General features: G+C 71.8%; 19 protein-coding genes. 10 read left to right on the top strand and 9 right to left on the bottom strand.

The features are described from left to right. The first annotated feature begins 39 nt into the window (after positions 1-39). Positions 40-1,218 carry an ROK family protein gene (locus ACFPFQ_RS23035; protein WP_379622154.1) on the top strand — a complete coding sequence of 393 codons (1,179 nt, stop codon included), beginning with the start codon at positions 40-42 and terminating at the stop codon, positions 1,216-1,218. Here the strand turns inward: ACFPFQ_RS23035 and ACFPFQ_RS23030 are convergent. Then, positions 1,208-2,452, bottom strand: coding sequence for a transglutaminase domain-containing protein (locus tag ACFPFQ_RS23030; protein ID WP_379622152.1), 1,245 nt, complete (start codon positions 2,450-2,452; stop codon positions 1,208-1,210). The two genes, ACFPFQ_RS23035 and ACFPFQ_RS23030, sit on opposite strands and share 11 nt — an antisense overlap. Before the next feature lie 99 nt (positions 2,453-2,551). Between ACFPFQ_RS23030 and ACFPFQ_RS23025 the strand changes: the two genes are divergently transcribed. Continuing rightward, positions 2,552-3,325: a hypothetical protein gene (locus ACFPFQ_RS23025; protein ID WP_379622150.1), complete on the top strand. Its 774-nt coding sequence runs from the start codon at positions 2,552-2,554 to the stop codon at positions 3,323-3,325. Here the strand turns inward: ACFPFQ_RS23025 and ACFPFQ_RS23020 are convergent. The 6 genes from ACFPFQ_RS23020 to ACFPFQ_RS22995 form a co-directional block, all read right to left on the bottom strand. After that, the gene (locus ACFPFQ_RS23020; protein WP_379622148.1) at positions 3,279-5,081 is read right to left on the bottom strand and encodes a GMC family oxidoreductase; all 1,803 of its coding nucleotides are present in this window, start codon (positions 5,079-5,081) and stop codon (positions 3,279-3,281) included. The two genes, ACFPFQ_RS23025 and ACFPFQ_RS23020, sit on opposite strands and share 47 nt — an antisense overlap. Further along, positions 5,074-6,435: a hypothetical protein gene (locus ACFPFQ_RS23015; protein WP_379622146.1), complete on the bottom strand. Its 1,362-nt coding sequence runs from the start codon at positions 6,433-6,435 to the stop codon at positions 5,074-5,076. Before ACFPFQ_RS23015 ends, ACFPFQ_RS23020 begins: the two co-directional genes overlap by 8 nt. A gap of 15 nt (positions 6,436-6,450) precedes the next feature. Next, a complete protein-coding gene (locus tag ACFPFQ_RS23010) occupies positions 6,451-7,134 on the bottom strand; it encodes a FadR/GntR family transcriptional regulator (protein WP_379622144.1) in 684 nt (227 codons plus the stop codon). A 164-nt stretch (positions 7,135-7,298) separates the two neighbouring features. Continuing rightward, positions 7,299-9,443, bottom strand: coding sequence for an alpha-galactosidase (locus tag ACFPFQ_RS23005; protein ID WP_379622142.1), 2,145 nt, complete (start codon positions 9,441-9,443; stop codon positions 7,299-7,301). Positions 9,444-9,520: 77 nt separating this feature from the next. Then, positions 9,521-10,171 carry a trimeric intracellular cation channel family protein gene (locus ACFPFQ_RS23000; protein WP_379622140.1) on the bottom strand — a complete coding sequence of 217 codons (651 nt, stop codon included), beginning with the start codon at positions 10,169-10,171 and terminating at the stop codon, positions 9,521-9,523. Positions 10,172-10,358: 187 nt separating this feature from the next. After that, positions 10,359-10,670 (bottom strand): hypothetical protein, encoded by a 312-nt coding sequence (locus ACFPFQ_RS22995; RefSeq protein ID WP_379622138.1) that lies wholly within the window; start codon positions 10,668-10,670, stop codon positions 10,359-10,361. A 199-nt stretch (positions 10,671-10,869) separates the two neighbouring features. Between ACFPFQ_RS22995 and ACFPFQ_RS22990 the strand changes: the two genes are divergently transcribed. Beyond that, on the top strand, positions 10,870-11,805 hold the full coding sequence (locus ACFPFQ_RS22990; protein ID WP_379622136.1) for a ribokinase: 936 nt from the start codon (positions 10,870-10,872) through the stop codon (positions 11,803-11,805). Next, positions 11,802-12,347 carry a LacI family DNA-binding transcriptional regulator gene (locus tag ACFPFQ_RS22985; protein ID WP_379622134.1) on the top strand — a complete coding sequence of 182 codons (546 nt, stop codon included), beginning with the start codon at positions 11,802-11,804 and terminating at the stop codon, positions 12,345-12,347. Before ACFPFQ_RS22990 ends, ACFPFQ_RS22985 begins: the two co-directional genes overlap by 4 nt. Positions 12,348-12,601: 254 nt before the next feature. Here the strand turns inward: ACFPFQ_RS22985 and ACFPFQ_RS22980 are convergent, their stop codons facing one another. Further along, complete coding sequence (locus tag ACFPFQ_RS22980; protein WP_379622132.1) at positions 12,602-14,347, bottom strand: sigma-54-dependent Fis family transcriptional regulator; 1,746 nt, start codon at positions 14,345-14,347, stop codon at positions 12,602-12,604. Between the two features lie 164 nt (positions 14,348-14,511). Between ACFPFQ_RS22980 and ACFPFQ_RS22975 the strand changes: the two genes are divergently transcribed. From ACFPFQ_RS22975 to ACFPFQ_RS22950, 6 genes are all read left to right on the top strand, one after another. Further along, positions 14,512-16,371 carry a long-chain fatty acid--CoA ligase gene (locus tag ACFPFQ_RS22975; RefSeq protein ID WP_379622130.1) on the top strand — a complete coding sequence of 620 codons (1,860 nt, stop codon included), beginning with the start codon at positions 14,512-14,514 and terminating at the stop codon, positions 16,369-16,371. 46 nt (positions 16,372-16,417) lie between these two features. Continuing rightward, positions 16,418-17,281 carry an SMP-30/gluconolactonase/LRE family protein gene (locus ACFPFQ_RS22970; RefSeq protein ID WP_379622128.1) on the top strand — a complete coding sequence of 288 codons (864 nt, stop codon included), beginning with the start codon at positions 16,418-16,420 and terminating at the stop codon, positions 17,279-17,281. A gap of 99 nt (positions 17,282-17,380) precedes the next feature. Further along, complete coding sequence (locus tag ACFPFQ_RS22965; protein WP_379622126.1) at positions 17,381-18,499, top strand: zinc-binding dehydrogenase; 1,119 nt, start codon at positions 17,381-17,383, stop codon at positions 18,497-18,499. An 84-nt stretch (positions 18,500-18,583) separates the two neighbouring features. Then, positions 18,584-19,063, top strand: a complete 480-nt coding sequence (locus ACFPFQ_RS22960; RefSeq protein ID WP_379622124.1) for an aldehyde dehydrogenase family protein — start codon at positions 18,584-18,586, stop codon at positions 19,061-19,063. 158 nt (positions 19,064-19,221) lie between these two features. Further along, positions 19,222-19,800, top strand: coding sequence for a TetR/AcrR family transcriptional regulator (locus ACFPFQ_RS22955; RefSeq protein WP_379622123.1), 579 nt, complete (start codon positions 19,222-19,224; stop codon positions 19,798-19,800). Next, on the top strand, positions 19,797-20,483 hold the full coding sequence (locus ACFPFQ_RS22950; RefSeq protein WP_379622121.1) for a maleylpyruvate isomerase family mycothiol-dependent enzyme: 687 nt from the start codon (positions 19,797-19,799) through the stop codon (positions 20,481-20,483). The genes ACFPFQ_RS22955 and ACFPFQ_RS22950 overlap by 4 nt, the downstream gene beginning before the upstream one ends. A gap of 892 nt (positions 20,484-21,375) precedes the next feature. On the opposite strand, the gene ACFPFQ_RS22945 is transcribed toward ACFPFQ_RS22950, so the two are convergent. After that, positions 21,376-23,001: a flavin-containing monooxygenase gene (locus tag ACFPFQ_RS22945; protein ID WP_379622119.1), complete on the bottom strand. Its 1,626-nt coding sequence runs from the start codon at positions 22,999-23,001 to the stop codon at positions 21,376-21,378. Positions 23,002-23,402: the final 401 nt, after the last annotated feature.

The raw sequence follows: 23,402 nt of genomic DNA, 5'->3' as shown, positions 1-23,402 counted from the left end.
AACGGGGCCGAGCTGGGAACGTGCCGATACGCTGGTCCGATGGCTTCCGTTCCGGAACAAACCCCGCCCGCCGGGGGATGGGCCGCGCTCGACGGGAGCCATCGGCTGGTGGCCGTGGAGGTGCTGCGCCACGGCCCGCTGCCCCGGTCCGAGCTCTCGCGACGGCTCGGCCTCTCCCCCGGCTCGCTGACCCGGCTCACCCGTCCGCTCGTCGACTCCGGGCTGCTCGTCGAGGGCACCACCGCGGTGCACGTGCGCACCGGGCGGCCGTCGCTCCCGCTCGACGTCCGGCCGGGGTCGCGGCAGTTCGTCGGCGTCAAGATCACTGCGGACGAGCTCTACGCGGTCGTCACCGACCTGCGGGCCGAGGTGCTGGCCGAACACGTCCGGCCGTTGCCCGGCCGCGACCCGGACGCCGTCGTGGCGGCCGTCGCCGAGGTCGTCGCCGAGCTGCGCGCCGCGCACCCGGACGTCACGGCGCTCGGCGTCGGCATCGGCGGGCTCGCCGTCGGCCACCGCCACGTCGTCGTGGCGCGCTTCCTGGGCTGGACCGACGTGCCGCTCGCCGACCGGCTGGCCGCCGCCACCGGGCTGCCGACGGTGGTCGACAACGACGTCCGGGCGCTGACCGCCGCCGAGCACTGGTTCGGTGACGGCCGCGGGAGGCACTCGTTCGCGCTGCTGACGATCGGGGCGGGCGTCGGCTGCGGGGTGGTGGTGCACGACCGCGTCGTCGAGGGCGCGCACGGTGCCGGCGGCTCGGTCGGGCACCGGCCGTTCGGGGCGGGCGGCGTGTGCCGGGAGGGCCACCGGGGGTGCACGGACGCGGTGCTGACGTCCAGCTCGGTGGCGGGCGGGGTGGCGCAGGCGATCGGCCGCCCGGTGACCTACGCGGAAGCGCTGCAGCTGGCCAGGGACGGGCATCCGGCGGCGCAACGGGTCGTGGGCGACGCCGGACGCGCGCTCGGCCTGCTGATCACCGACATCGCCAACCTCATGGACCCCGCGCTCGTGATCCTCTCCGGGGAGGGCGTCGGCATCGTCGAGCTCGCCCGCCCGGAGCTGGACGCGACGCTGGCCGAGCACCGATCAGGGGCCGCACCGCCCGTCGAGCTCGCGGTGCGCCCGATCCCGTTCACCGGCTGGGCGCGCGGCGGCGCCGCGGTCGCGATCCAGGACCACGTGCTCGGCAGGGCCGACCCGGTGACTAGCCCGTGACCCGGTAGTCGATGCGCCCGCCCCGGTGCGCGCCGTAGGCGGTCACGGTGAACAGGTCGACGCTGTGCTCGCCGGGATCGCTGCGCAGCGCCCACGACTCGCCCGGACCGACGTCCCAGAACTGCGCGCCGTCGGCCACCCGGCAGCCCACCGCGTACGGGTGCGCGGTCAGCACGGTCACCGCCGGGGCGTCCGCGGAGCCGGTGATCCCGATGGCCACGGCAGCGAGGTCCGGGTAGGCCGCCGCGGGATCGACGAGCAGCCGCTCGGCCGTGAACACGTTGCCCTCCTGGAAGATCGGCCCGAACGCCTCGCCGACACCCCACTCGCAGCCGGTGGTCGAGCCGGCGGCGAAGTAGGGCCACCAGCCGGCCGCGTAGGTGCTCTCGTGCTCGGTGACCAGCCCGACGAGACGGGCCGGTGCCTGGCCGTCGAGGAAGGCCCGGCGCAACTCCACCAGGCCCAGCGGCACCCCGTCGGCGTCCGCCCAGTAGGCGCCGTTCTGACCGTCGAGCACCACCCAGCGGCCGAGGTCGTCGATCCAGGCCTCGGACACGACGTGCCCGCGCCCGATGCCGATGTGGGAGTTGCGGCGGCGCAGCGCCAGCCGGCGCGCCGGGATGCCCACGGCGTTGAGGGCCTGGGTCAGCACGATCGAGAACTCGCGACAGGAGAACCGCTCCCCCGCCGCGGCGCGCTCGAGGATCTCCACGGCGTCGGGCTGTTCGACGGTGCCGTTGGCGTGGTCCCAGCGAGTGGTGACCCAGGTGAGCAACGTCTTGGCGGTCTCCCATGCCGAGCCGGTCACCGGCGGCAGCATGGCGCACAGGCGCGCCTGCCGGTCGTCGGCGATCCGTTCCAGCTGCGGTGCCAGCATCGCGGGCGGGTCCGGCCAGGACAGCAGCACCACCGGTGGCGGCGGAACGTTCGCCTCCATCCGGGCCTGCAGCCGGGGCCAGTCCGGGTCGTTCCCGAAGCAGCTCGCCAGCTTGTCCTCGAAGAGCGCGGCCTGGAAGAACCCGGCGTCGACGGCCTCGTCGAGCAGCGCGCGGGCGTCGTCGCGGCCGCGCTCGGCGGCCGCGATGGCGACGGCGACCGACCACAGGTACGGCCACTGCTCGGCGTCCTGGCGAAGTTGCTCCTCGAGCGCCAGCAGCCCGTCGAAGTCGCCGCTGCGCAGGCACTCCTCCGCGGTGAGCCGGGCCTGTGCGGTCGCGTCACCCGTGGCTGTCATCGGCGCAGCATGCCAGCGGATCACCCGATCCAGCGACCCGAGGCTTTGACGCGCCCACGGACGGGGTAGTCCCCGGCATCGGACACCGGGGAGATCGGGATGAACCTGCTCGTCGCCTGCACCCAACACCTCTCCGCGGCATTCGGCTGGCCCGCCCGCTCGCGCGAGGAGACCATCGGACGGCACGCGAACGCTCCGGTCTCCCCGGCGGCGCTGGCGGCGATGGCCGACGTCCTCGACACCGTCGCGTTCCTCGAACGCCCGGAGGAGCCGACGGCACCCGCGTCAACGGCCGTGCTCGCCAGGGCCCGTCGCAGCGCGGCAGCAGCCGTGGTGGCGGTGCGGGCCGCCGAGCGGCGAGCGGCCGTCGCGGCCCGGCGGCGGCGTGTGCTGCACGCCGCGTCCCGGCGCCTCCTGCTCCGCCGGTGGCGCCGGCTGGGCGCCATCGCGGTGGCGGCGGGGCTCCTGACGGGCGTGCTGGTGCTGGGGATCGTCGCCGTCGGCTACCTGGCACCCGGCCCGCTGCTGATCGTGCCCGCGGCCGCGGCGCTCGTGGCCGTCGTCGTCATGACGGTGCGCAGGCGCGGCCGCGCGCCGCAGCCCGACCCCGCCGATCTCACCGGCGCCGACCTGACCGATGCCGACGCCGACGCCCGCGCGGCGGCGGCACGGCTGCAGGTGGCCCGCAGGCGCGCCATCGCCGTCACGGCGTGGTGGCGGGGCCAGGCCCGCCGGGCGCGTGCCGAGGTCGCGGCCTGGTGCCGGCGCCACGGCGTGCCCGCCGACTCCGCTGCCCTGCGCGACCTGGCCACCCGATCGCCGTCGGTCAGGTACCGGCCGCGTGGTGCGCCACCGCGAGTGCCGCAGCCATGATCGAGAGCTGCGGGTTCACCTCGGGACAGCTGGGCAGGACGGACGCGTCGGCGACGACGACGCCGCTGATGCCGCGCAGCGCGCCGGTCGCGTCCACCGGGGCCCGCTGCGCGTCGGCGCCCATGCGGGCCGAGCCGGTGGGGTGGAACGCGGCGACGTGCAGCGCCGCCGTCGGGGTGCCCGCCACGATGTCGCGCAGCCCGTTGACCGTGGTGGCCACCGGGTTCGCCGTGAGCCCGGTCAGCACCTCCTGCGCACCCGCGGCGAAGAGGATCCGGCCCATGGCGACGATCGCGTCCCGCAGCGTGGCGGCGTCGTCGGGGTGCAGCCGGTAGGTCAGCAGCGGGCGGCGGCTGCCGTGCACCCGCCCCGACGGGCGGTCGGCGATCATCGCGCCGAGGAACGCGAGCCGATCGGCGCCTGCGCGCTCGGCAGCGAGCCGGGACCCGAGCCCCGGCAGCACGAACGTGCTCATGCCCGGCGGCGCCGCGGTCGCCTCGATGAGGATGCCGCGGCGGTGCAGCTCCTCGACCCCGACGCTCTGCATCACTCCCTGCCATGCCCGCACGGGCTCGGCGAACCGGCCCGCGACGCTCACCGCCGGGTGCACGGCCATCCCCCGCCCCAGTCCCGGGTGGCGCCCGAGCCCCGAGCGGCGCAGCAGCGGCGGCGTCTCGGTGGCGCCCGCGGCCACGACCACCAGCGGCGCCCGGATCGCGAACGCCGTGCCGTCCGGGCGCCTGGCCAGCACCCCGGCCGCGCGCCCGCGCTCGCTCAGCACGCGCTCGACCCGGGCGTCGGTGACGATCCGCGCGCCCGCCGCACACGCCTGCGGCAGCGCGTTGAGGTGCACGCCGTTCTTCGCGTTGCGCGGGCAGCCGATCGCGCACTGGCAGCAGCCCCCGCAGCCGGGAGCGTTGCGGCGCAGCGGGGCGGCCGCCCAGCCGAGCGCGCGCGCCCCGCGCAGCGCGATCTCGCCGTTGGCGCCCAGCACGTCCAGCGGCTGCGGCGCGACCTGCAGGGTGGCCTCGACCTCGTCGAGCAGCGCGGGGAAGCGGTCGACGGCCAGCCCGTGCTCGCGTGACCAGCGCGCCAGCACGTGGTCGGGGGTGCGGTAGCAGGTGCCGGAGTTGACCAGCGTGGTGCCGCCGACGCCACGCCCGATGGGCAGCACCACCGGCGGGTTGCCGAGTGCGACGGTGGCGCCGCCATCGCGGTAGAGGGTGCGGAACCGGTCCAGCGGGCTCGCCGTGCGGAACTCGGCGACGGGGTGGCGGCGCCCCTCCTCGAGCACGATCACCGCGAGTCCGGCCCTGGCCAGCGTGCGGGCGGCCATCGCCCCTCCCGCGCCCGAGCCGATCACCACGGCGTCGGCGCGCGTCGAGCCCGGCCAGCCGAAGGACGGTGTGCAGTCCAGCTCGGCGTCGGGCCGGCCCCCGGGCGCCGGGCTCGGTGCCGCGACGGCACCCGCGGCCAGCAGCGCCGGCATCTTCACGAGGTCGAGCGCTGCGGCCAGCGCCGGGTGGGCCGTGATGCGGGTGAGCAGCGCGTCGCGGCCGGCCACGTCGAGTTCGGACAGTGGACGCCCGGTGCCGGTCCGCGCCGCGACGGCCACCGCGCCCAACCCGGCTCGCACCCCGGCCCGCACCGCCACCGGCATGGCGGCGAGCAGCACGTCCAGCCGGGCGGCGACGGCACCGGCGGCGGCCGGATCGGTCAGCCCCAGCAGCGCACCGACGGCAGCCGCGTCAGTCACGGGTGCCGACCTCCGCGTGCGCGGTGCCGTCGAGGTGCCATTCGCGCTCGGTCACCCAGGTGCGGCCGGTGCGGCGCTCCAGCACCACCAGCGCGTCGGCCCGCTCGCTGTTGCGACACACCGCGGGCGCGCCGTCGGGGTCGGCGTAGTCGAGGGCGAGCGTGGCTTGCGCGTCCTGGTGCACCCGGACGCGGATCCGCCGGTCGCCGAACCGGCCGGAGACCCACCATGCCGGCAGGTCGATGTGCGCCGTGTAGCGCAGCGCGGCGAGCAACTGGTCGCGCGCGGGCCACTCCCGGCCGCCGACGCGCAGGCGCAGGAACGTCAACGGCCGCAGCGCCCGCAGCCCCGGGCGCCGCGAGACCGCGGTGACGATCTCCAGCACGTCACCGCCGCCGAGGTCGGCGTGCAACCACGCCCACCGCTGCGCGTTGCCGTGCCCGTAGATGCGGGCGCTCGCGCCGACCGCCTGCTCGACGCGCAGCTCGCGGCCCGCGTACCGGATGGAGCCGTCGAAGGTGGCACCCGGCGCCGTCACCAGATGTGCGGCCGGCAGCCACTCGCGGCGCCACGACCAGGCCGGGAAGGTGTGCAGCGGCGCACCGCCGCCGCGCTCCCGCAGCTCCCAGGAGACGTCGCCCGCGACGCCGCGCAGCAGGCCGGGTTCGAGTGCGACGTCGGTGGCGGCGAACACCTGCGCGTCCCGCAGCGCCGGCGCGTCCTGCGGGCCGAACCGGCCGTGCAGCGGGCGCTCCCCCGGAGGGAACACCGCCGCCCAGCCGAGTGCCTGCGCGGGACCGCCGCCTGCCGGAGCGACCAGCTCGTGGTGGATCCACACCCCGGTTCCGGTGGCCGGATCGGTGAACGTCGAGTACCAGACCTCGAGCCGGCCGGGCTGCCCGCGCCACCGGGAGGTGTGCACGTCAGCCGGGCCCGTCCCCGTCCCGATCCGGAACCCGCCGAGGAACGACGGCAGGTCGCGGAGGGCGAACCGCAACGTGCCGGTGCCGAGCCGCTCGGCGGCGGAGCTGGTGAGCGTGACCGGCAGGATGGTCATCGAGCGGACCGGATGCGTGAACGCGATGGTCTTCGCACCGGCCAGGCGCAGCCGCCTGCCGTCTGCTGCGGTGAACGCGACGTCGTAGGCGATGGTGCGCGCGGCGACCGGCGCGATGCGCAGGGTGCCCGTCACCGGTGCACCGTCGGCGAGGCCGGGGGCGTCCACCGTGCCCGACAGCGTGGCGGTGCGTTCGGCGAAGGGGTTGAACGCGCCGGGCTGGTCGACGGCAAGGCGCAGCGTGAACGGGCGGCCGTCGACGACGCCTGCCATCGTCTCGCGGAACGTGGTGCGCACGAGCACTCCTCGTCGTCAGCCCAGCATCAGGCGTTCGGTCTCGGCCAGGTAGGCGTCGGCGGCAGCGCGGGCGGCGTGCGGGTCGCCGTCGAGCACGGCCGCCAGCACCGGTTCGAGCCGGTCGGCGGCCGCCACCGGGTCGGCGAACGGAGCCCGCAACGCGGTGCGCATCGGCAGGTAGGCGCTCAGCAGCGCGTTGGTCAGGAAGCGGTAGACCCGGTTGCCGGTGGCACCGGCGAGCTCGCGGTGGAAGCGGCTCTCGGCCAGCTGCGCGGCATCGGCGTCGGCCGCGTCGCGGACGGCGGCGACGCTCGCCACCAGCCGCTCGCGCTGCTCGGCGGTGGCGTTGCGGGCGGCGGTGGCCGCGAGCAGCGCGCCGACCTGCCTGCGCACCTCGAACACCTCCCGCGCCCAGCCGCCCGGGTCGGCGCGCAGCAGCGCCGGCAGCAGTTCGAGGCCGCCGAGCTTGGTGTAGTCGCGCACCCGCGTGCCGACACCGTGCTTGGTCTCCACGAGCCCGGCCGCGCCGAGGCGCACCAGCGCGTGCTTCAGCGAGGTGCGGGTGACCTCGTAGCCGGCCGCCAGCGTCCGTTCCGGGGGCAGCAGCGTGCCGGGCGGGTAGCGCCCGGCGAGCACGTCGTCGCGCACGCGGTCGACCAGCGCGTCCACGACCGTGTCGCGGCGGATCGGTTCCGGCACCCTGCCTCCAGATGACCAGTGGCTCATCCACTGGTCCACCGACCCTGACATGGGTGATCGCGCCCCGTCAACCTCCTCCGCCGCGCCTCCCGGATCGCAGCATGGTGGCCATCCTGCGATCTGACGCTTGGATGGCCACCATGCTGCGGTTCGGCCGGGCCCGCTCAGACCTCCGTCACCCGCAACAGCAACAGCTGCTCGGGATGCAGCGCCGGCACCCGCACCCCGGACCCGCCGAGCACCCGGCCCGGCAGCTCCAGCCCGTCGGCGAGCCAGGGCGGCAGCTGCGACGCGCGCATGGCCGGCGCGTCGCCCGGCGCCTGGGTGCGCACCCGGTAGCGCTTGTCGGGGTCGAGCCCGGGGAAGCGCAGCGTGCCCGGCACCGACGTCACGGCGGTGGCGAGCTGCACCAGCGCGTAGAGCGCGTCGCTGCGGTCCGGCGCCACCGCGCCGTGCAGCGCGAAGGCGGGGTCGTGCTGGTCGGCGCGCACCACCGTGCCCGTGTGCAGCAGCCCGCGCACCTCCTTGTAGAGCGCCACCCAGCGGGCCAGTTCGGCGCGGTCGGCAGCGGTCGCCGACGAGATGTCCCACTCGATGCCGAACGAGCCGAACAGCGACGTGCCCGCGCGGAAGGACAGGTCGTGCGTGCGGGCGGTGCTGTGCGACCGCGGCGACGCGACGTGCGAGCCGACCAGCTCCGGCGGCAGCAGCTGTGCCGTCCAGCGCTGGATCTGCTGGCGCTCCACCGGGTCGAGCTGGTCGCTGCCCCAGACGCGGTCGGTGCGCTCCAGTATCCCCAGGTCCACCCGCAGCCCGCCGGACGAGCAGGACTCGATCTCGATGCCGGGGTGCCGCCCGCGCAGCTCGTCGAGCAGCCGGTAGACCGCCAGCGTCTGCGCGTGCACCCCGGCCGTGCCGGACGGGGTGTGCCCGGCGTCGACGAGGTCGCGGTTGTGGTCCCACTTCAGGTAGCTGATCGCGTACTCGGTCAGCAGCGCGTCGAGGCGCTCGAGGATGTACGCGTAGGCGGCGGGGTGCGCGAGGTCGAGCACCTGCTGGTGGCGCGAGGTCACGGGCAGCCGCCCGCCGGTCTGCAGGATCCACTCCGGGTGCGCGCGGGCCAGGTCGGAGTCCGGGTTGATCATCTCCGGCTCGACCCACAACCCGAACTGCATGCCCAGCCCGCGCACCTCGTCGATGATCGGGTTCAGCCCGCTGGGCCACACGCCCTCGTCGACGTACCAGTCACCGAGCCCGGCGGTGTCGTCGCGGCGGTGGCGGAACCAGCCGTCATCGAGGACGTAGCGCTCGACGCCGATCTCGGCGCCGCGGCGGGCGAGCTCGACGAGCCGGTCGAGGTCGTGGTCGAAGTAGACGGCCTCCCAGGTGTTGAGCACCACCGGACGCGGGTTCGCCGGGTGGTGCGGCCGGGAACGCAGGTGCGTGTGGAACCGCGCCGCGACGCCGTCGAGGCCGGTGGCGTGCGCGCCGTAGATCCACGGGCCCGTGTAGGACTCGCCCGCGGCGAGCCGGACCTCGCCGGGCAGCAGCAGCTCGCCGCCACCCAGCAGCGCGGCGCCGGTGGCGACCCGCTCGGCGTAGGCGACGTGGTTGCCGCTCCACGCCACGTGGATCGCCCAGATCTCGCCGGTGCGCATCCCGAACCCGGCCGTGCCGGCGGCGAGGATCAGCGGCGCGTCGGCGCCGGTGCGCCCGCGCCGGTTCTCCCGCGCGTGCACGCCGACGAGGAACGGGGCCCGCTGCGGCGACCGCTCGCGGCCCCAGCGCCCGGTCAGGTCGAACAGCTCGGTGGCGATCGCCGGCACCGGCAGGGCCAGCGCGAGCCCCTCGACGGCGTAGGGGACCTCGGACCCGGCCAGCGCCGTGACCGTCGCCCGCTGGCGCAACAGCCCCGACGCCAGCAGCTCGAGCTCGATCGCCACCTCGACGCCCGCATCGTCGTCGCGGCCGGCGGCCAGTACCGTCCCTGCTGCGGTATCGACGTCGAGCGCGGTGAGCGTGAACAGCGGCGACCAGCCCTCTCCGGCTCGCTGGCCCGCGAGGCCCGGCCGTCCGCTCCATCCCGACGCGTGTTCGGGCAGCAGGCCCGCGCGCGGCACCGCGTCGCTCTCGTTCGGCGCGGTGCCCGGCATGGCGGCGGCCGCGAGGCCGGCGAGATCGGCGTCGTCGAGGTCGCCGAGATCGGCGCCCCAGTGGAGCACCATCGGGAGCCGGGCACCCGCCGTCGAGAGGACGAGGCTCACCCCGGCCGCCCTCAGGTGGATCAGGTCACCAGCGGGCTCGCTCATGGACGCTCCGGAATCACATCGTCGTGGTCAACTGCCGGATAAGTTCTACGACAGAATTTATTAGCCGTCAACGGGGGTCAGCCGCCCAGCGCTGGCAGTCGCCACCCCTGCGCGGTGGCGACCATCGACAGCGAGGCGCAGACCACGACGCCCAGCACCGCGGCCACCGATCGAGGGGCGCGGCAGCGCAGCGCGATCACGGTCGCTGCCGCCCCGGCCGCTGCCGCGACGGCGCTGACGTCGTGGCGCAGGGCCAGCGGCACGGTGCCGGTCAGCAGGTCCCGGATCACACCGCCACCGATCGCGCTCACCGTGCCGAGCACCACCGCGCCGAGCACCGAGGTACCGCGGTCGAGGGCGATGATCGCCCCGACCACGCACAGCAGCCCCAGCGCGGCGGCGTCGAACGGGGCCCGGACGCCGAGGAGGAGGTCGTCGAGCACGCCGTGCCCCAGCGCCGCCACCATCCCGCCGACCAGCGCCGTCGCCGGGTAGAGGATCGAGCCGAACGCGGCGGGCGGGTGCCGCTGCACGATCAGGTCGCGGATCAGCCCACCGCCCAGCGACGAGACGAAGGCGACGACCAGCACCCCGAACGGTCCGAGGCCGGCGGCGACAGCCATCAGCCCGCCCTCGACCGCGAGGAGCAGGATCGCCGAGAGATCCGCCGCGACGAGCCATGGCGGGCGGACGGTGGGGGCGGTTCGTGCGATCAGCGCGGTGGTCATCGTCTCGGTCCTTCGGTATCAGTGGGTTAGCCAGACTCTGGCCGCCCCCGGCGGCAGGCACGGTCGGTCAGCCGGCCGATCGGGCGGCGGAGCCGCAGGTCGGCCGATCGGAGGACGGCGTCCGGGAACGCGGAACGACCCCGGGTCCACTGGGGACCCGGGGTCGCGTGCGCCTCGCACGTGCGCCTCAGCAGTGGCGCAGGCCGGGGTCGACGGTGATCGCGGAGCGGTGGACGTAGCTCGACCCGTTGCCGTCGATGATCCGGAACCAGTTCTGGTTGCCGTTGACGCTCTGCCCCTCCGTGAAGCACACGGCCTGCACCTGCGTGCCGGTTGGCAGCGACGTGACCGGAGCGGACACGTTGGACGGGCTGGAGTAGGAGGTGGTCGGGTGCGTGATGACGCCCGAGGGCTCCGAGGCCCCCGCGGTGCCCGCGAGTCCGAGGGTGGCGGCGGCGGCGAGTCCGAGTGCGACGGTGGCGAGGATCAAGGTCTTCATGATGGGCTTCCTTCCGAGGTCCGCCGGTGTTTCCGGCATGGGAGAAGCCTGTCGTCGGGCGCCCCGGACCAGGATCGGGTGATCGGCCGACCGGGTGGACGACGCCGGGGTCCCCCGATCGGTGGGCGCCGGGCTTGTCACCGGGTCGACGATGCGTGAACCTCGATCTACCCGCGTAGATCTCAAGGAGCAGCCACCGATGCCTTCCGCCCCGCCCGCACCCACCGTCGCCGTGCTGGGCAGCGTGAACCGCGACAGCGTCATCCGCGTCGCCCGCCTGCCGCAGGCCGGTGAGACCGTCGTGGCCGACGGGCTCGCACTCGGGCTCGGCGGCAAGGGGGCGAACCAGGCCGTCGCGGCCGCACGCACGGGCACGGCCACGTGCTTCCTCGGCGCGGTCGGCACGGACGCCGCGGGCGACGAGCTCGTGGCGGCGCTCGAGACCAACGATGTGGATGCCGCCGGCGTGGCGCACCGCGACGACGCGCCGTCCGGATCCGCGTTCGTGGCGGTGAGCGACAGCGGCGAGAACCAGATCATCGTGGTCGGCGGCGCCAACCGCAGCCTCGACGGCGACTACGTGGCGGCCGTCGCCGACCGGATCACCGGCGCGAGCGTGCTCGTCATGCAGTGCGAGGTGCCGGTGGCGGCGCTGCGGGCCGCCGCCGAGCTCGCAGAGCGCGCCGGGATCCGGATCGTGCTCAACCTCGCGCCCTACGTCGACGCCCCCGACCTGGCCCGCCTCGCCGATCCGCTGGTGGTCAACGAGGTGGAGGTGTCGGAGCTGCTCGGCCACACCGTCACCGACGTGGCCACGGCGCTCGCCGCGGCGGACCGGGTGCGTGGGCTGTGCCGCTCGGCCATCATCACCCTCGGCGCCGCGGGTGCGGTGTTCATCTCTCCGACCGAGGCGCGGCACGTCCAGGGCCCGGTGCCGCGAGAGGTGCGCGACACCACCGGGGCAGGCGACGCCACGGTCGGCGTCGTCGCCGCAGCGCTCGCGCACGGGCTCGGGCTCGGGCTCGCCGACGCCACCCGCTCCGGGGTCGAGGCCGGCACCCGCAGCGTCGAGCACGAGGGCGCCGCCGATCGCTATCCCCGCTTCCGGATCCGGCCCGCCGAGGCAACCGGGTGAGCGATCGCCGCCCGACCCGCGACGACGTCGCGCGTCTCGCGGAGACGTCCACGGCGGTGGTCGGCTACGTCATCAACGGCGGTCCCCGCAACGTCAGCCCCGAGCGCCGGGAGCGGGTGCTCGCCGCGATGGCCGCGCTCGACTACCGGCCCAACGCGATCGCACGCTCGCTGGCCGCCACGGAGTCGCGGACGATCGGCATGATCGTGCCCGACGTCAGCAACGCCTACTTCGCCGAGCTCGCGCTCGCCGTCGAGGCGGCGGCGCTGCCCCGCGACCGCCTGCTGTTCCTGGGCAACTCGGCCGGGCAGCAGGAGCGCGAGACGGCCTACGTCCGCACCTTCCTGGAGCGACGGGTGGACGGCATCGTCGCGATCGGCGCCGTCGGCGAGTCGACGCTCGCGGGTGCGCACGCCGCCGGCACGCGGGTGGTGATCGTCGACCGAGCAGGCGACCGGCCGCACCGGCCGCGCCACCGGACGGGCACGATCAGGCCAGTGATCGCGGTGGCTCGGCATCGTCGGCGCCAGCCCCGCAACTGAGGCGTCCCCAGCTGCGGCGAGAGGTCAAGGTCCGAGCGCTACTCCCGGCGGGCCGTGAGCCAGGGTCGCGGCTGCGCCGTTCACCGGCCGCTCCTGGCGCTCGCGACGGTTCTCGCTGGCTCGGCGCTGGCGTTCTGCGGCGCTTCGACGGGCCCAGCGGCGCCACGATCAGCGGCGTTCGCCGCTCTGAGCGATTCCCTGCCGTCCCGACGGCGAACGATCAAACGGGCGAAGTGAATATCGGCCGGTCCGAGTCAGCGGGCGAGTTCCTGCTCAGTGGCGATGCCCAGACTTCGCATTCTGCGATAGAGGGTGGCTCGACCGATGCCGAGGATCCGGGCCACTTCCGTGCGGTTGCCGGTGACGCTGGCCATCGTCTCGATGATGAGGTTGCGCTCGGCGTGTTCGAGCGGGGTGAGCTGCCGCTGGTTGGCCCGCTGGAGGATTCGGGTCGGCAGGTGGCGCAGCTCGACCTCGCGGGTCACTCCTGCGGCCAGGGCAGAGGCAAGGACGTCGCGAAGTTCAGTGACGTTGCCGTGCCATCGGCAGCGCATCAGTGCCTGTGTCGTCGGGAGCGAGCATGAGATGTCGTCGCGGCCAGTGAGCTCGGCCAGCAGAGCGGGTAGGAGGTCGGTGATGTCCTCCGTGCGCTGGTGCAGCGGTGGCACCCAGACGTGATGGGTGAAGCGAGCGAGCGCGCGTTCCAGCGACGGCGGAATCTCGGCTGTGGTCCGGGCCGTGACGAACAGCCGGCCCACCGGACCCGGTCCCAGCTCGACGAGCGACTCCAGACGGGCTAGATCTTCGGACCCGAGCCGATCGATCCGACGCAGCACCACCGCGTCTCCCGATGCCAGCGCCGCGCTGACGCGGGCGGAGAGAGAATCCCGCTCGGTCTCAGCGTTGAAGACACGGAGGCCGCGGCCGTCGTTCGCCGAACAGGCCAGGTGTCTCGCCAGCCGCGCCTTGCCGGTTCCTGCCTCCCCGGTGATGGCTACCGGTCCTTTCGAGGTGGCCAGGTCCGCAAGGAGAGTCAGGATGCGCTGCCACTGCGGGCTGCGGCCGGGAAGCGGCCGGACCGGCGCAGCGGTGTACGTGTCGCGGTTGCGGCGTGGAACGCTCCGTTCGTGCGGGTCCAGACGCAGGACCACCCCGCCGGGCTGCCGTGAGCCGGCGTCGACAGGAGAGCAGCGAATTCGGTAGCGGCCACCGGCGAGCTCGATGAACCCGTCCGAACGTCCGGCCGCCGCCATCGAGCGCGCCGTGTCCCACAGCGCCGCATGTTCTGCTGGATGCAGGTGCTCGACAGCAGTCGGGTTGGTGAGGATGACGTTGGGACGAAGCGCTACGACCGCGCCACGGTGAATGCGGCAGGTCCGCACGAACTCCTCGAGCAATGCCACCTCTGATGGCGACGCCATCTGCGTGAGGCGGGTCTGGATGTGCTCGACCGCCTCGACGAGCAAAGGCCGCATCAGCGGGTTGTAGTCGCTGGACAGGCACGTGAGATCGAGTACGCCCTCGACGGCGTGGGTGATCGGAGCGTGGATCGGCACTCCGACGCAGGACAGGCTGCGAAGGAACCCCGCGAAGTGCTCCTCACCGTGCACGACCACGGGCTTCGATTCTTCCAGAGCGGTGCCGACCCCGTTGGTGCCGGCGAACTCCTCGTGGAAGCCGAACCCGGGGGCGACACCCGCCCGGTCCAGGGTGTTGTACAGGGACTTTCGACCGACACGTCGCTGCACGATCCGGGCAGTGTGGTCGGCCAGCAGGACTGTATTCGGCGTATCCGACAGTGTGTTGACCAGCCGATCGAGCACAGGTCGGGCCGCCCGGAGCAGGCGGCTGTCATCGTCGAGATCCTGGTCGAAGGGCAGCTCGACGCGCTTCTCGTGGTCAAGGCCACACGCCGAGGACCGGCGCCAGGACGCGGCGATCACGGGCCGCAGAACGGGCTCGCCCAGGGCCGGGGGCTCGACTTGTTCCGGTGCGGTCATACGAGTCGACCTCATCAGGACCTTCGCAATCTCCAGTGACGCGAGTCACTCACGAGGGTAGCCGAGCTCGTCTCGATGGCCGGTGTTCCACATCGAGACACACGATCTGCCGTCCGCTCGGGCCGCCGTTCCCGATCCCGCCTCACCGCAGGACGTTGATCTGGGTGAACGGTCCGGTCCGCCGACATCGGCCGCGTACAAGCCAGTGTCTCGAACTGGAACGGCTCGGTCGGCCGATCAACGTGAACCATCTCCGTTCACTGCTACCTGGCCGCGAGATCGCCACCACTGGAGGAATGTCGCCCCAGGCGTTGAGAGACCGACGCGGAGATCCGCCGCGGCGACCTTGCTCGGGAAACGACTCTGACCGCGGCGATCTCGGTCGGACCCTTCCCCGCTATCCGCACGAGGAGCGCACGGTGCACAGCTTGATGATGGATGTACCGCTGCAGATCAAGACCCTGCTGTGGCGTGCTGAGCGTCTCTACGGACACAAGGAGGTCATCGCTCGCACCGAGAGCGGGATCGATGTGTTCACCTTCGCCGAGTTCGGGCAGCGTGCGCGTCGACTGTCGAACGTCTTGAGCGACCTGGGCGTCGGGCCCGGTGACCGGGTCGGCACGCTGGCCTGGAACACCGCCGCACATCTGGTGTCCTACTTCGCTGTGCCCTGCATGGGCGCCGTCCTGCACACCATCAACACCCGGCTCTCGGACGAGCAGATCGCCTACATCATCGCGCACGCCGATGACACCGTGCTGCTCGTCAGCGGTGACCAGTTGCCGCTGCTCGAACGCCTCCGGGACCGGCTGGCGAACGTTCGGGCCGTCATCGCATTCGACGGCGCAGTCCCGGCAGCGGGCGTTCTTCCCGTTCCGGTGCATTCCTACGACGACCTGATGGCGGCGGCCGCGGACGACTACGACTACCCAGATCTGAACGAGAACACCGCAGCGTCGATGTGCTACACGTCGGGCACCACAGGCGACCCGAAGGGCGTGGTCTACAGCCACCGCAGTACCGTGCTGCACGCCCTCGGCCTGTGCACCACCGGCACCATCGGCGTGAGCGAGGCCGAGCGCTACGCGCTGGTGACCCCGCTCTCGCACGTCAACTCGTGGGGGATGCCGTTCGCCTGCGTCATGCAGGGCGCCACCATCGTGCTACCGGGCGATCACCCCGTGGGCTCCGACTACCTGCAGATGGTCGAGACCGCGAAGCCCACCGTCCTGGTCGGCGCGGTGACCGTCGGAATGCTCCTCCGCCGCGCACTGGAGGACCATCCGGGCACGTTCGACATCTCGTCGTTGCACACCCTGTGGCTGGGGGGCCAGGCGCCGCCGGTCGGCGAGATGAAGTGGTGGAAGCAGCAGCACGGCATCCACGTCACCCAGGCCTGGGGCATGACCGAGGCCTCGCCCGTGCTCACCTTCTGCGGCCTGACGACCGCCAACCAGCACCTCGACGGGGACGCCCGCTTCGCGATCTTCGGCCGGCAGGGGCAACCGCTGCCGCTGGTCGAGGTCAAGCTGCTCGGTGACGACGGGAGCGAGGCGCCGTGGGACGGACGGACACCCGGGGAGGTCCTCGTCCGGTCGCCGTGGGTGATCCGCGAGTACTACGACGACGCCCGCTCGGCAGCCAGCTTCACCGACGGCTGGTTCCACACCGGTGACATCGCCACCATGACGCCCGACGGCTACCTCACGATCGTCGACCGTGCCAAGGACCTGATCAAGAGCGGTGGCGAGTGGATCTCGTCGGTGGCGCTGGAGAACGCGCTGTCCGACCACCCGAAGATCGTCGAGGCCACCGTGGTCGGAGCGCCGGATCCCACGTGGATCGAGCGGCCCGTCGCCTTCATCGTCGCTTCCGGCGAGGTCTCCGCCGAGGAACTCAAGGCTCACCTGAAGGAGCGGTTCCCGTCCTTCTGGGTCCCGGACCGGTTCGACCTGATGGCGGAACTGCCCAAGACGAGCGTCGGGAAGTTCGACAAGAAGCTGCTCCGCAGCGCCTTCCTCTGATCCGACGCACCGCAACCACGACACCTTGATCGACAAGGAGACAACGATGCCTACCGACCACGGCTTCACCGAGCTCAGCAGCGGCCACGGCTTCCTCGAAGCACCTCGCTACCGCGACGGGAAGCTCTACCTCAGCGACTTCTTCAACACCCGGGTCATCGCGATGGACAACGACGGCAGCTGGGAGACGGTCGCCGAGGTCCCGAACTCGCCGTCCGGCCTCGGGTTCCTGTCCGACGGGTCAATGCTGATCGTCTCGCAGCACGACCACAAACTGTTGCGGCGCGCGGTCGACGAGACGATCACCGTGCACGCCGACCTGGCCGCCTTCTGCGGCGGCGACGCGAACGACATGCGCGTCGTGAACGACCACGCCTACATCGGCAACTTCGGCTTCGACCTGGCAGGCGGCGCGGCGCCCGCGACCACCAACCTGATCCACGTCACCCCGGACGGCACGGTCTCCAGCGTGCCCGGCGACACGCTCTTCCCCAACGGGGCGGAACTGCACCCCGACCGGACGACATTCCTGCTCGCCGAGACCCTCGCACACAAGATCTCCGCCTACACCCTGCAGCCCGACGGCACCCTCACAGACCACCGGACCTGGGCAGACCTGCCCGGCACCCACAACCCGGACGGCATGACCGTCGACGCCGACGGGGGCGTCTGGTACGCCAACGCGCTGACCGAGGGCCCGGAGAGCGGCTTCTACCGGGTAGAGGAGGGCGGCGAGATCACCGACCGGATCCTCGTCCCGGACGCCTGGGGAGTGGCCGCCACCTTCGGCGGACCCAACAACGACGTGCTCTTCCTGATCACCAACACGACGACACTGCCCGACTTCGCGCAGGGCAAGTCCAACGGCTACGTCCGCGTCGCGAACGTCGGCCGCCGCGGAGCCAACTGAGGCGGGAGCCGATCGAACTGCGGCCGCACGGCCTCGGAGCCTCGGGCCCGGTCGTGCGGCCGTCTCGACCGAGGACGCCCGACCATCCGAGAGGAACCCATGTTCACCGGCCGCATCGCCCGATTCGACACACCTGGACAACCCTTCACGCTCACCGAAGCCACCCTCACCGAGGTCGGTCCCGGCGAGGTGCTGATCAGGGTGACGCGAACCAACATCTGCGGCTCGGACCTGCACGCCTGGCACGGCACCTTCAACACGAAGGGGCTCGGCGGTCAGCTCCCCACGGTCCTGGGACACGAAATGGTCGGCGAGATCGCCGCGCTCGGCGACGGCGTCACCGCCGACTCCGACGGTCGTCGTCTTGAGACGGGAACGCGGGTCGTCTTCCCGTACTTCTTCTCCTGCCATCGCTGCTACAGCTGTCTTCACGGGCGTCGCACCGCCTGCGAGAAGCTGTCCATGGCGATGCTGGGTAACGCCGAGCAGCCTCCCTACTTCGTCGGCGGCTACGGGGACTACTTCCTGCTGCCCGCCGACGCCGTCCTCTATCGCGTCCCCGACTCGGTTCCAGACGAACTGGCATCCGGGGCGAACTGTGCGTTGTCGCAGGTCATGTATGGGCTCGAACGCGCGAATCTGACCTTCGGGGAGAGCGTGGTCATACAGGGAGCAGGCGCGCTCGGCCTGTACGCCGTCGCCGTTGCCAAGGCGCGGGGAGCCCGGGTCGTCATCGCGATCGACGGCGTCGCCGAACGGCTCGAGCTCGCCACCGCCTTCGGCGCGGACCACGTCATCGACCTCACCGAGGTCACCGAGGTCCGAGACCGGGCCAAACACGTCCGCACCTGGACGTCAGGTCGCGGCGCGGACGTTGTCGTCGAGGTGGTCGGCATCCCGGCCGCGATCGACGAGGGCCTGAAGATGCTCGCCATGTACGGCCGCTACGTCGAGATCGGCAACATCAACCGGGGCAGGACGTTCGATTTCGATCCGTCGAGCTTCCTCTTCTCGAACAAAACCATGATCGGCGTGTCACTCTACGAACCCGACGTGCTCTCCCGTGCGCTGACCTTCCTCGAGCAACAGCGGGACAAGATCCCGCTCGCGAGACTCGGCGCCGCCACGTACTCGCTCGACCAGATCAACGACGCCTTCGCCGCGGCAGAGAGCAAACGCGATGTTCGCGCCAGCATCGTGATGGACCGGGGCCGTTGACGTGACCGAGCAAGCCACGGCGATGCGCGAACGCAACACTCTCTACATCGACGGTCGCTGGATCGCGCCCGTGTTCCCAACGGCGTGGTCGAGGTCGTGAATCCGGCGACCGAGAAGGTGATCGGGCACGTCCCGAACGGTACCGCCGGCGATGTGGACGCCGCAGTCTCGGCTGCGCGCCGCGCCTTCGATCCGGACATCGACCTGAGGGAGCGGCGGCGCCGCGTATCCGCGATCATCGATGCCACGGCACGACATCTGCCGGCGATCGCCGCGCTGATCACCGCGGAGATGGGCGCCCCGGTGCGGATAGCCGAGGGTGTCCAGACACAGGTACCGATGTCCGTTGCCCGCGGCACCCTCGATGTCCTCGACCAGCCGCACGGGGAAGAGCGGATCGGCAACTCGCCGATCGTGCGGACGATCTTCCAGTTCTTGATCGGCGTTGGCGCGCTCGCCCGGTCCGCGTCGGCGGGTGTGGGCGTGTTGACCCTGGTGTCCGGCATGCATGTCCACCGGGCGGCGGTCCGGGCCGGCGCGGAACCCGCAGCCACCCGGCGATGACAAGGTACTGGACGCGCACCAGGGCCCCCGCCCGCGAGGAACTGTTCGCCGTCGAACGTCTTGCCGGCGCGAAAGGCCTCGGTGCTCGGTTGTCACTACCATCGCAGTTGTCAGTACAACTCTTGTAGTCACCGTGACTATGACCGTAGTATCGGGCAATGGGTACGCGACGCGAAGAGCTCCTCGATGCCGCGATCACAGTCCTCGGCGAGCGTGGGATCCACGCATTGACCCACCGCGCGGTCGACGCTACGGCCGGCCTGCCGGCGGGCTCCACGTCCAACCACTTCCGCACCCGCGACGCGCTGCTCAACGCCGTGGTGGAGCGCTTCGCCGCCCGCGAGCGCGCCGCCTGGGAGGACCTCGCGAGGCGGATGTACCCGACCACCCCGCAGGAGCTTGCCCAGGTGCTGGTTCTCGCGGCCAAAGAGGCCACCGGCAAGCTGCGCACGCTGACCCTGGCCCGCTACGCGATCCTCGTCGAGGCGGGCATCCACCCGTCGCTGCGCGCGCAAATGAGTACCACCGGCGCCGGGGTCAACGCGTGGTTCATGCAATGGCTGCGCGTTGCCGGCTCCACCGACCCCGAGCGCGACGGGCCGATCATCATGAACCACTACACCGGCCTCGTCCTGCACGACCTCGCCATTCCGGACCCGGCGTTCGACCCGGCCGACCAGATCACGGCACTCGTGACGACCGTGCTCCGGCCACGATCCGTGGAGGTTCCGTCATGACCGCCTCTCTCGACCGCGACCACGTCTGGCAGGCCATCGACGCGCAGCGTGCGAGCCTGACCGTCCTGCTCGACGAACTCTCCGACGACGAGTGGCAGCAGTCCTCCCTGTGCGCGGGTTGGACCGTTCGGGACGTCGCCGCCCACCTGACCATGCAACAGCTCAGTCTCGGTGACGAACTGCGCATTCTGGGCAAGTGGCGCGGCAGCGTGGACCGCACGACCCAGCACGTCGCCCGGCTGCGGGCCGCCGAGCTGACTACCGCGCAGATCATCGCGGCGATCCGCGACATGATCGGCTCACGCCGGCACAACTTCGGCGTGACCCACCTCGAGACGCTCACCGACATCCTGGTGCACAGCCAGGACATCGCCATCCCGCTCGGCCGCCGCCTCGACATGGCGCCCGCCGCCGCGGCCGCCGCCGCCGGCCGGAACCTGTCGATGCGCATGCCGCCGCCGCCGCCGTCGATCAAGAACGTGGCCGGCTTCCGGCTCACCGCCACCGACACGACCTGGTCGGCCGGCGAGGGCCCTGAGGTCCGGGGCCCGATGGCCGCGCTGCTCCTCGTGTGCTGCGGGCGCCTCATCGCGCTACCGCAACTGTCCGGCGAGGGCGCCGCCGCCCTCGCCGCCCGCATCTCGGCAACCGCGCCGACGGCCCGATCTGAGGGAACGTCATGACCGAGGCGCCAACCGCGCCGGCGTACCTGTGGTCGGCACGCCGAGTTCCACCCCGACCCAGGCGTGATGCGGCCACGACGTCGTTGCGCCATGTCACCGAGGGGCAACAGAACAGGTACTGCGCTCCGTAGGAGCCGTGAATCCTGCTCGGGTCTTTCGACCCGCGCAATGCGCTGACGACCTCGCCGCAGGTGGGGCCCGGACGGGTGTGCTGTGGAAGGCGCTCACACCGGGGTGAGCAGGACGATCGGGATGGTGCGGTCGGTCTTCTGCGCGTACTCGTCGTGGGGCGGGAAGGTCTGCGCCAGCTGCGTCCAGTGGGCCAGGAACAGCTTCAGCGTCACGACATCCACTTGCCGGCGGTCTGCCAGAGCAGCTTCGGCGACAGCTACAGCTGCTCCGAGGCCTCGCTGCCCACCGACATCGCCGGTCGGAACCGAGATCTCCGAGGGTCTTCACACGCGGAGGGCCGTCGTTGACACCGAACATGAGCCACCACAGCTCGGAGCCCGTTCAATGGATCAGATCGACCGGCGAAGGACACCTGGCGTAGCGACTTCGGGTCCGTCGCACACTGGGACCGCCGGCTCGCCGCGGCGGCCGCGACAGCGGGACCGGACGGCCTTTGGCCTCTCATCGCCGACTGACGGGCCCTCGGTGCTGGGATCGGGAGGACATCCTGCGATCGGCGCCACGGCGACACACCATCGTCCCCGTCCTGGCCGGTGAAGGCGCCGAGCAGGCCGGGCTGGGCCTGCTCGGGGTCGGAGCCGTGATCTTCCCCGTGACCGTGATCGCGGTCCGGCGGAAAGTAAACGGCGCAGACGCGGTTCCCGCCGGGCACCGGGAAGAACGGGAACAACGTCGGCTCCGGCAGCAGCGGTGGATCGGGTCAGCTGGAATGGACGAAGTCCGGGTATCCGTTCGCCTTCGAGGTGTTCACCTCGTCGAGGAAGCCCGGGAGGCCGCCCGGGTACATCAGCATCTGCACCTTCTTGCCCGGCACGTTGGCCCCCATGTACCACGACTTCGCCTTGGTGAACAGCGCCTGCGCCACGATGGCGTCGATCCCCTCCTGCCACCTCGCCTCGGCAGCCGGTGTCGCCTCCGAGCGCGTGACACCCGAGGTCAACAGGTGGTCGACGTAGTCAGCGACCCACTCACCCTGAGCCTCCGCGCACGACGGTCCGTTGCAGAACGCGGAGGGGCTCTGCGGGCCGTACACGAACAGCAGGTTCGGGAATCCCGCAGTCGCCGAGCCCAGCGCGGTGTGGGCGCCGTCCTTCCACGACTCGGCGAACGACTCTCCCTTGGCATTGCGGATGTCGATCGCGGTGATGCCGCCGGTGACAGCGTCGAACCCGGTCGCGAGCACGATCACGTCGAACTCGTTCACGACACCGTCGGCAGTGCGGATCCCGTTCGACGTGATCTGCGAGATCCCGTTCCGCTGCAGGTCGACCAACGCGACGTTGTTCTGGTTGAAGATCTCGTAGTAGCGCTGCTCCAGCGATGGCCGCTTGACGCCGAAAGGGTGCGGCGGACTGGTCGGGGCAAGACTCTCCCACAGGTCCTTGTCGTCGATCCGCGCCCGGGTCTTGTCGCGCCAGAAGTTGTAGAAGTGAGTGTTCGACTCCTCGTTGAAGAAGAAGTCGTTGAAGTTTCCCAGCCATGGCACGAACCCGCCGATCTCCCACAGCTTCTCGTACGCGGCCGCACGCTCCTCGGCCGAGACGTCAGTCGTCGCGTTCCCCAGGAAGTCGTAGTCGAATCCGGCGAAGGTGCCGTTCCGGAGCGCCATCCGCTCTCGGCACGTCTCCTTGTCCGCGATCTTGTCCTCGGCCGAGAACGCCCGCTGGCGCATCGGCAGCGCCAGATTCGGCGTCCGCTGGAACACGGTCAACTGGGACGCGACCGGCGCAGCCTCCTGCGCGACCTGGACACCGGACGCGCCGGTGCCGATGACCGCGACCCGCTTGCCATCCAGGCTCAATCCGCCCTGGGGCCAGCGTGCGGTGTGGTGGATCTCGCCTGTGTAGTCCTGCAGGCCGGGCAGATCAGGGACGAACGGCTTGGAGCCGAACCCAGTGCACAGAACCAGGTGCCGGGCCTGGAACTCCCTCGTCGTACCGGTCGCTCTGTCCGTGGCCGTGACGTTCCAGCGACGAGTCGCCTCATCGAACAGGGCAGAGTCCACGGGCGTGTTGAACGAGATGTCGCGGGAGTAGTTCTTCTTCTCGTCGATGTAGCGGAAGTATTCGCGTACCTCCGACCAGTCGGGATACAGGACACTGTAGTCCCAGTCCTTCCACAGGTCCTCGTCGGAGAACTGGTACATCGATGCCCAGGTATCGACCCGCGCGCCCGGATAGCAGTTCCAGTACCAAACTCCTCCCAGACCGGGTGCGGATTCCAGTACGTGTACTCCATGTCCCCGCTCCCGCAACCTGTCGAGCTGATACAGGCCGGCGAAACCAGCGCCGACGATGAGGACGTCGAGCTCGTTGTGCTCCGTCACGATTGACCGATCCTTCCGTGGCCACAGCTGCTTGTGTGGCGAGAATCATGCCGACCGCGTACGGGTGCACCGCCGTTCCACTTTGATACATCGGCCCATCAGATTCCAACGGCACGCCGGGCTTCGCGGAGGGTCAGAACACCCTCGTCCACGGTGGGCTGGGGCTTGGACTCGGCGGGCGAACCGCCCAGCCATCCGCATCAAATGGGCGTTGTCGAGCTCACTTCCGCAACGCTAGTAGAGCGTCGCTTCTAAGATTCGGGGTAGAGGTGTCGGAGTTTGGTGCGGGCGTCGCTGGCGGTGAAGTGCCAGTTGACTTGTCGCTGGTCGGTGTTGGTGGTGGCCTGCCAGGCGTCGAGTTCGGTGTTGAGGATGTCCAGGTCGGCGATGCGGCGGTCGAG

The organism is Pseudonocardia sp. GCM10023141 (genome assembly GCF_042653605.1).
The sequence above is the reverse complement of the archived record's forward strand: the minus strand, read 5'-3'. Positions and strand labels throughout refer to the sequence as shown.

Excerpts from the sequence above, each read along its gene's own strand:
- ACFPFQ_RS23035 (WP_379622154.1), top strand. The coding sequence starts at position 40 with ATGGCTTCCGTTCCGGAACAAACCCCGCCCGCCGGGGGATGGGCCGCG.
- ACFPFQ_RS23030 (WP_379622152.1), bottom strand. The coding sequence starts at position 2,452 with ATGACAGCCACGGGTGACGCGACCGCACAGGCCCGGCTCACCGCGGAG.
- ACFPFQ_RS23025 (WP_379622150.1), top strand. The coding sequence starts at position 2,552 with ATGAACCTGCTCGTCGCCTGCACCCAACACCTCTCCGCGGCATTCGGC.
- ACFPFQ_RS23005 (WP_379622142.1), bottom strand. The coding sequence starts at position 9,443 with ATGAGCGAGCCCGCTGGTGACCTGATCCACCTGAGGGCGGCCGGGGTG.
- ACFPFQ_RS23000 (WP_379622140.1), bottom strand. The coding sequence starts at position 10,171 with ATGACCACCGCGCTGATCGCACGAACCGCCCCCACCGTCCGCCCGCCA.
- ACFPFQ_RS22995 (WP_379622138.1), bottom strand. The coding sequence starts at position 10,670 with ATGAAGACCTTGATCCTCGCCACCGTCGCACTCGGACTCGCCGCCGCC.
- ACFPFQ_RS22990 (WP_379622136.1), top strand. The coding sequence starts at position 10,870 with ATGCCTTCCGCCCCGCCCGCACCCACCGTCGCCGTGCTGGGCAGCGTG.
- ACFPFQ_RS22980 (WP_379622132.1), bottom strand. The coding sequence starts at position 14,347 with ATGACCGCACCGGAACAAGTCGAGCCCCCGGCCCTGGGCGAGCCCGTT.
- ACFPFQ_RS22970 (WP_379622128.1), top strand. The coding sequence starts at position 16,418 with ATGCCTACCGACCACGGCTTCACCGAGCTCAGCAGCGGCCACGGCTTC.
- ACFPFQ_RS22965 (WP_379622126.1), top strand. The coding sequence starts at position 17,381 with ATGTTCACCGGCCGCATCGCCCGATTCGACACACCTGGACAACCCTTC.
- ACFPFQ_RS22955 (WP_379622123.1), top strand. The coding sequence starts at position 19,222 with ATGGGTACGCGACGCGAAGAGCTCCTCGATGCCGCGATCACAGTCCTC.
- ACFPFQ_RS22950 (WP_379622121.1), top strand. The coding sequence starts at position 19,797 with ATGACCGCCTCTCTCGACCGCGACCACGTCTGGCAGGCCATCGACGCG.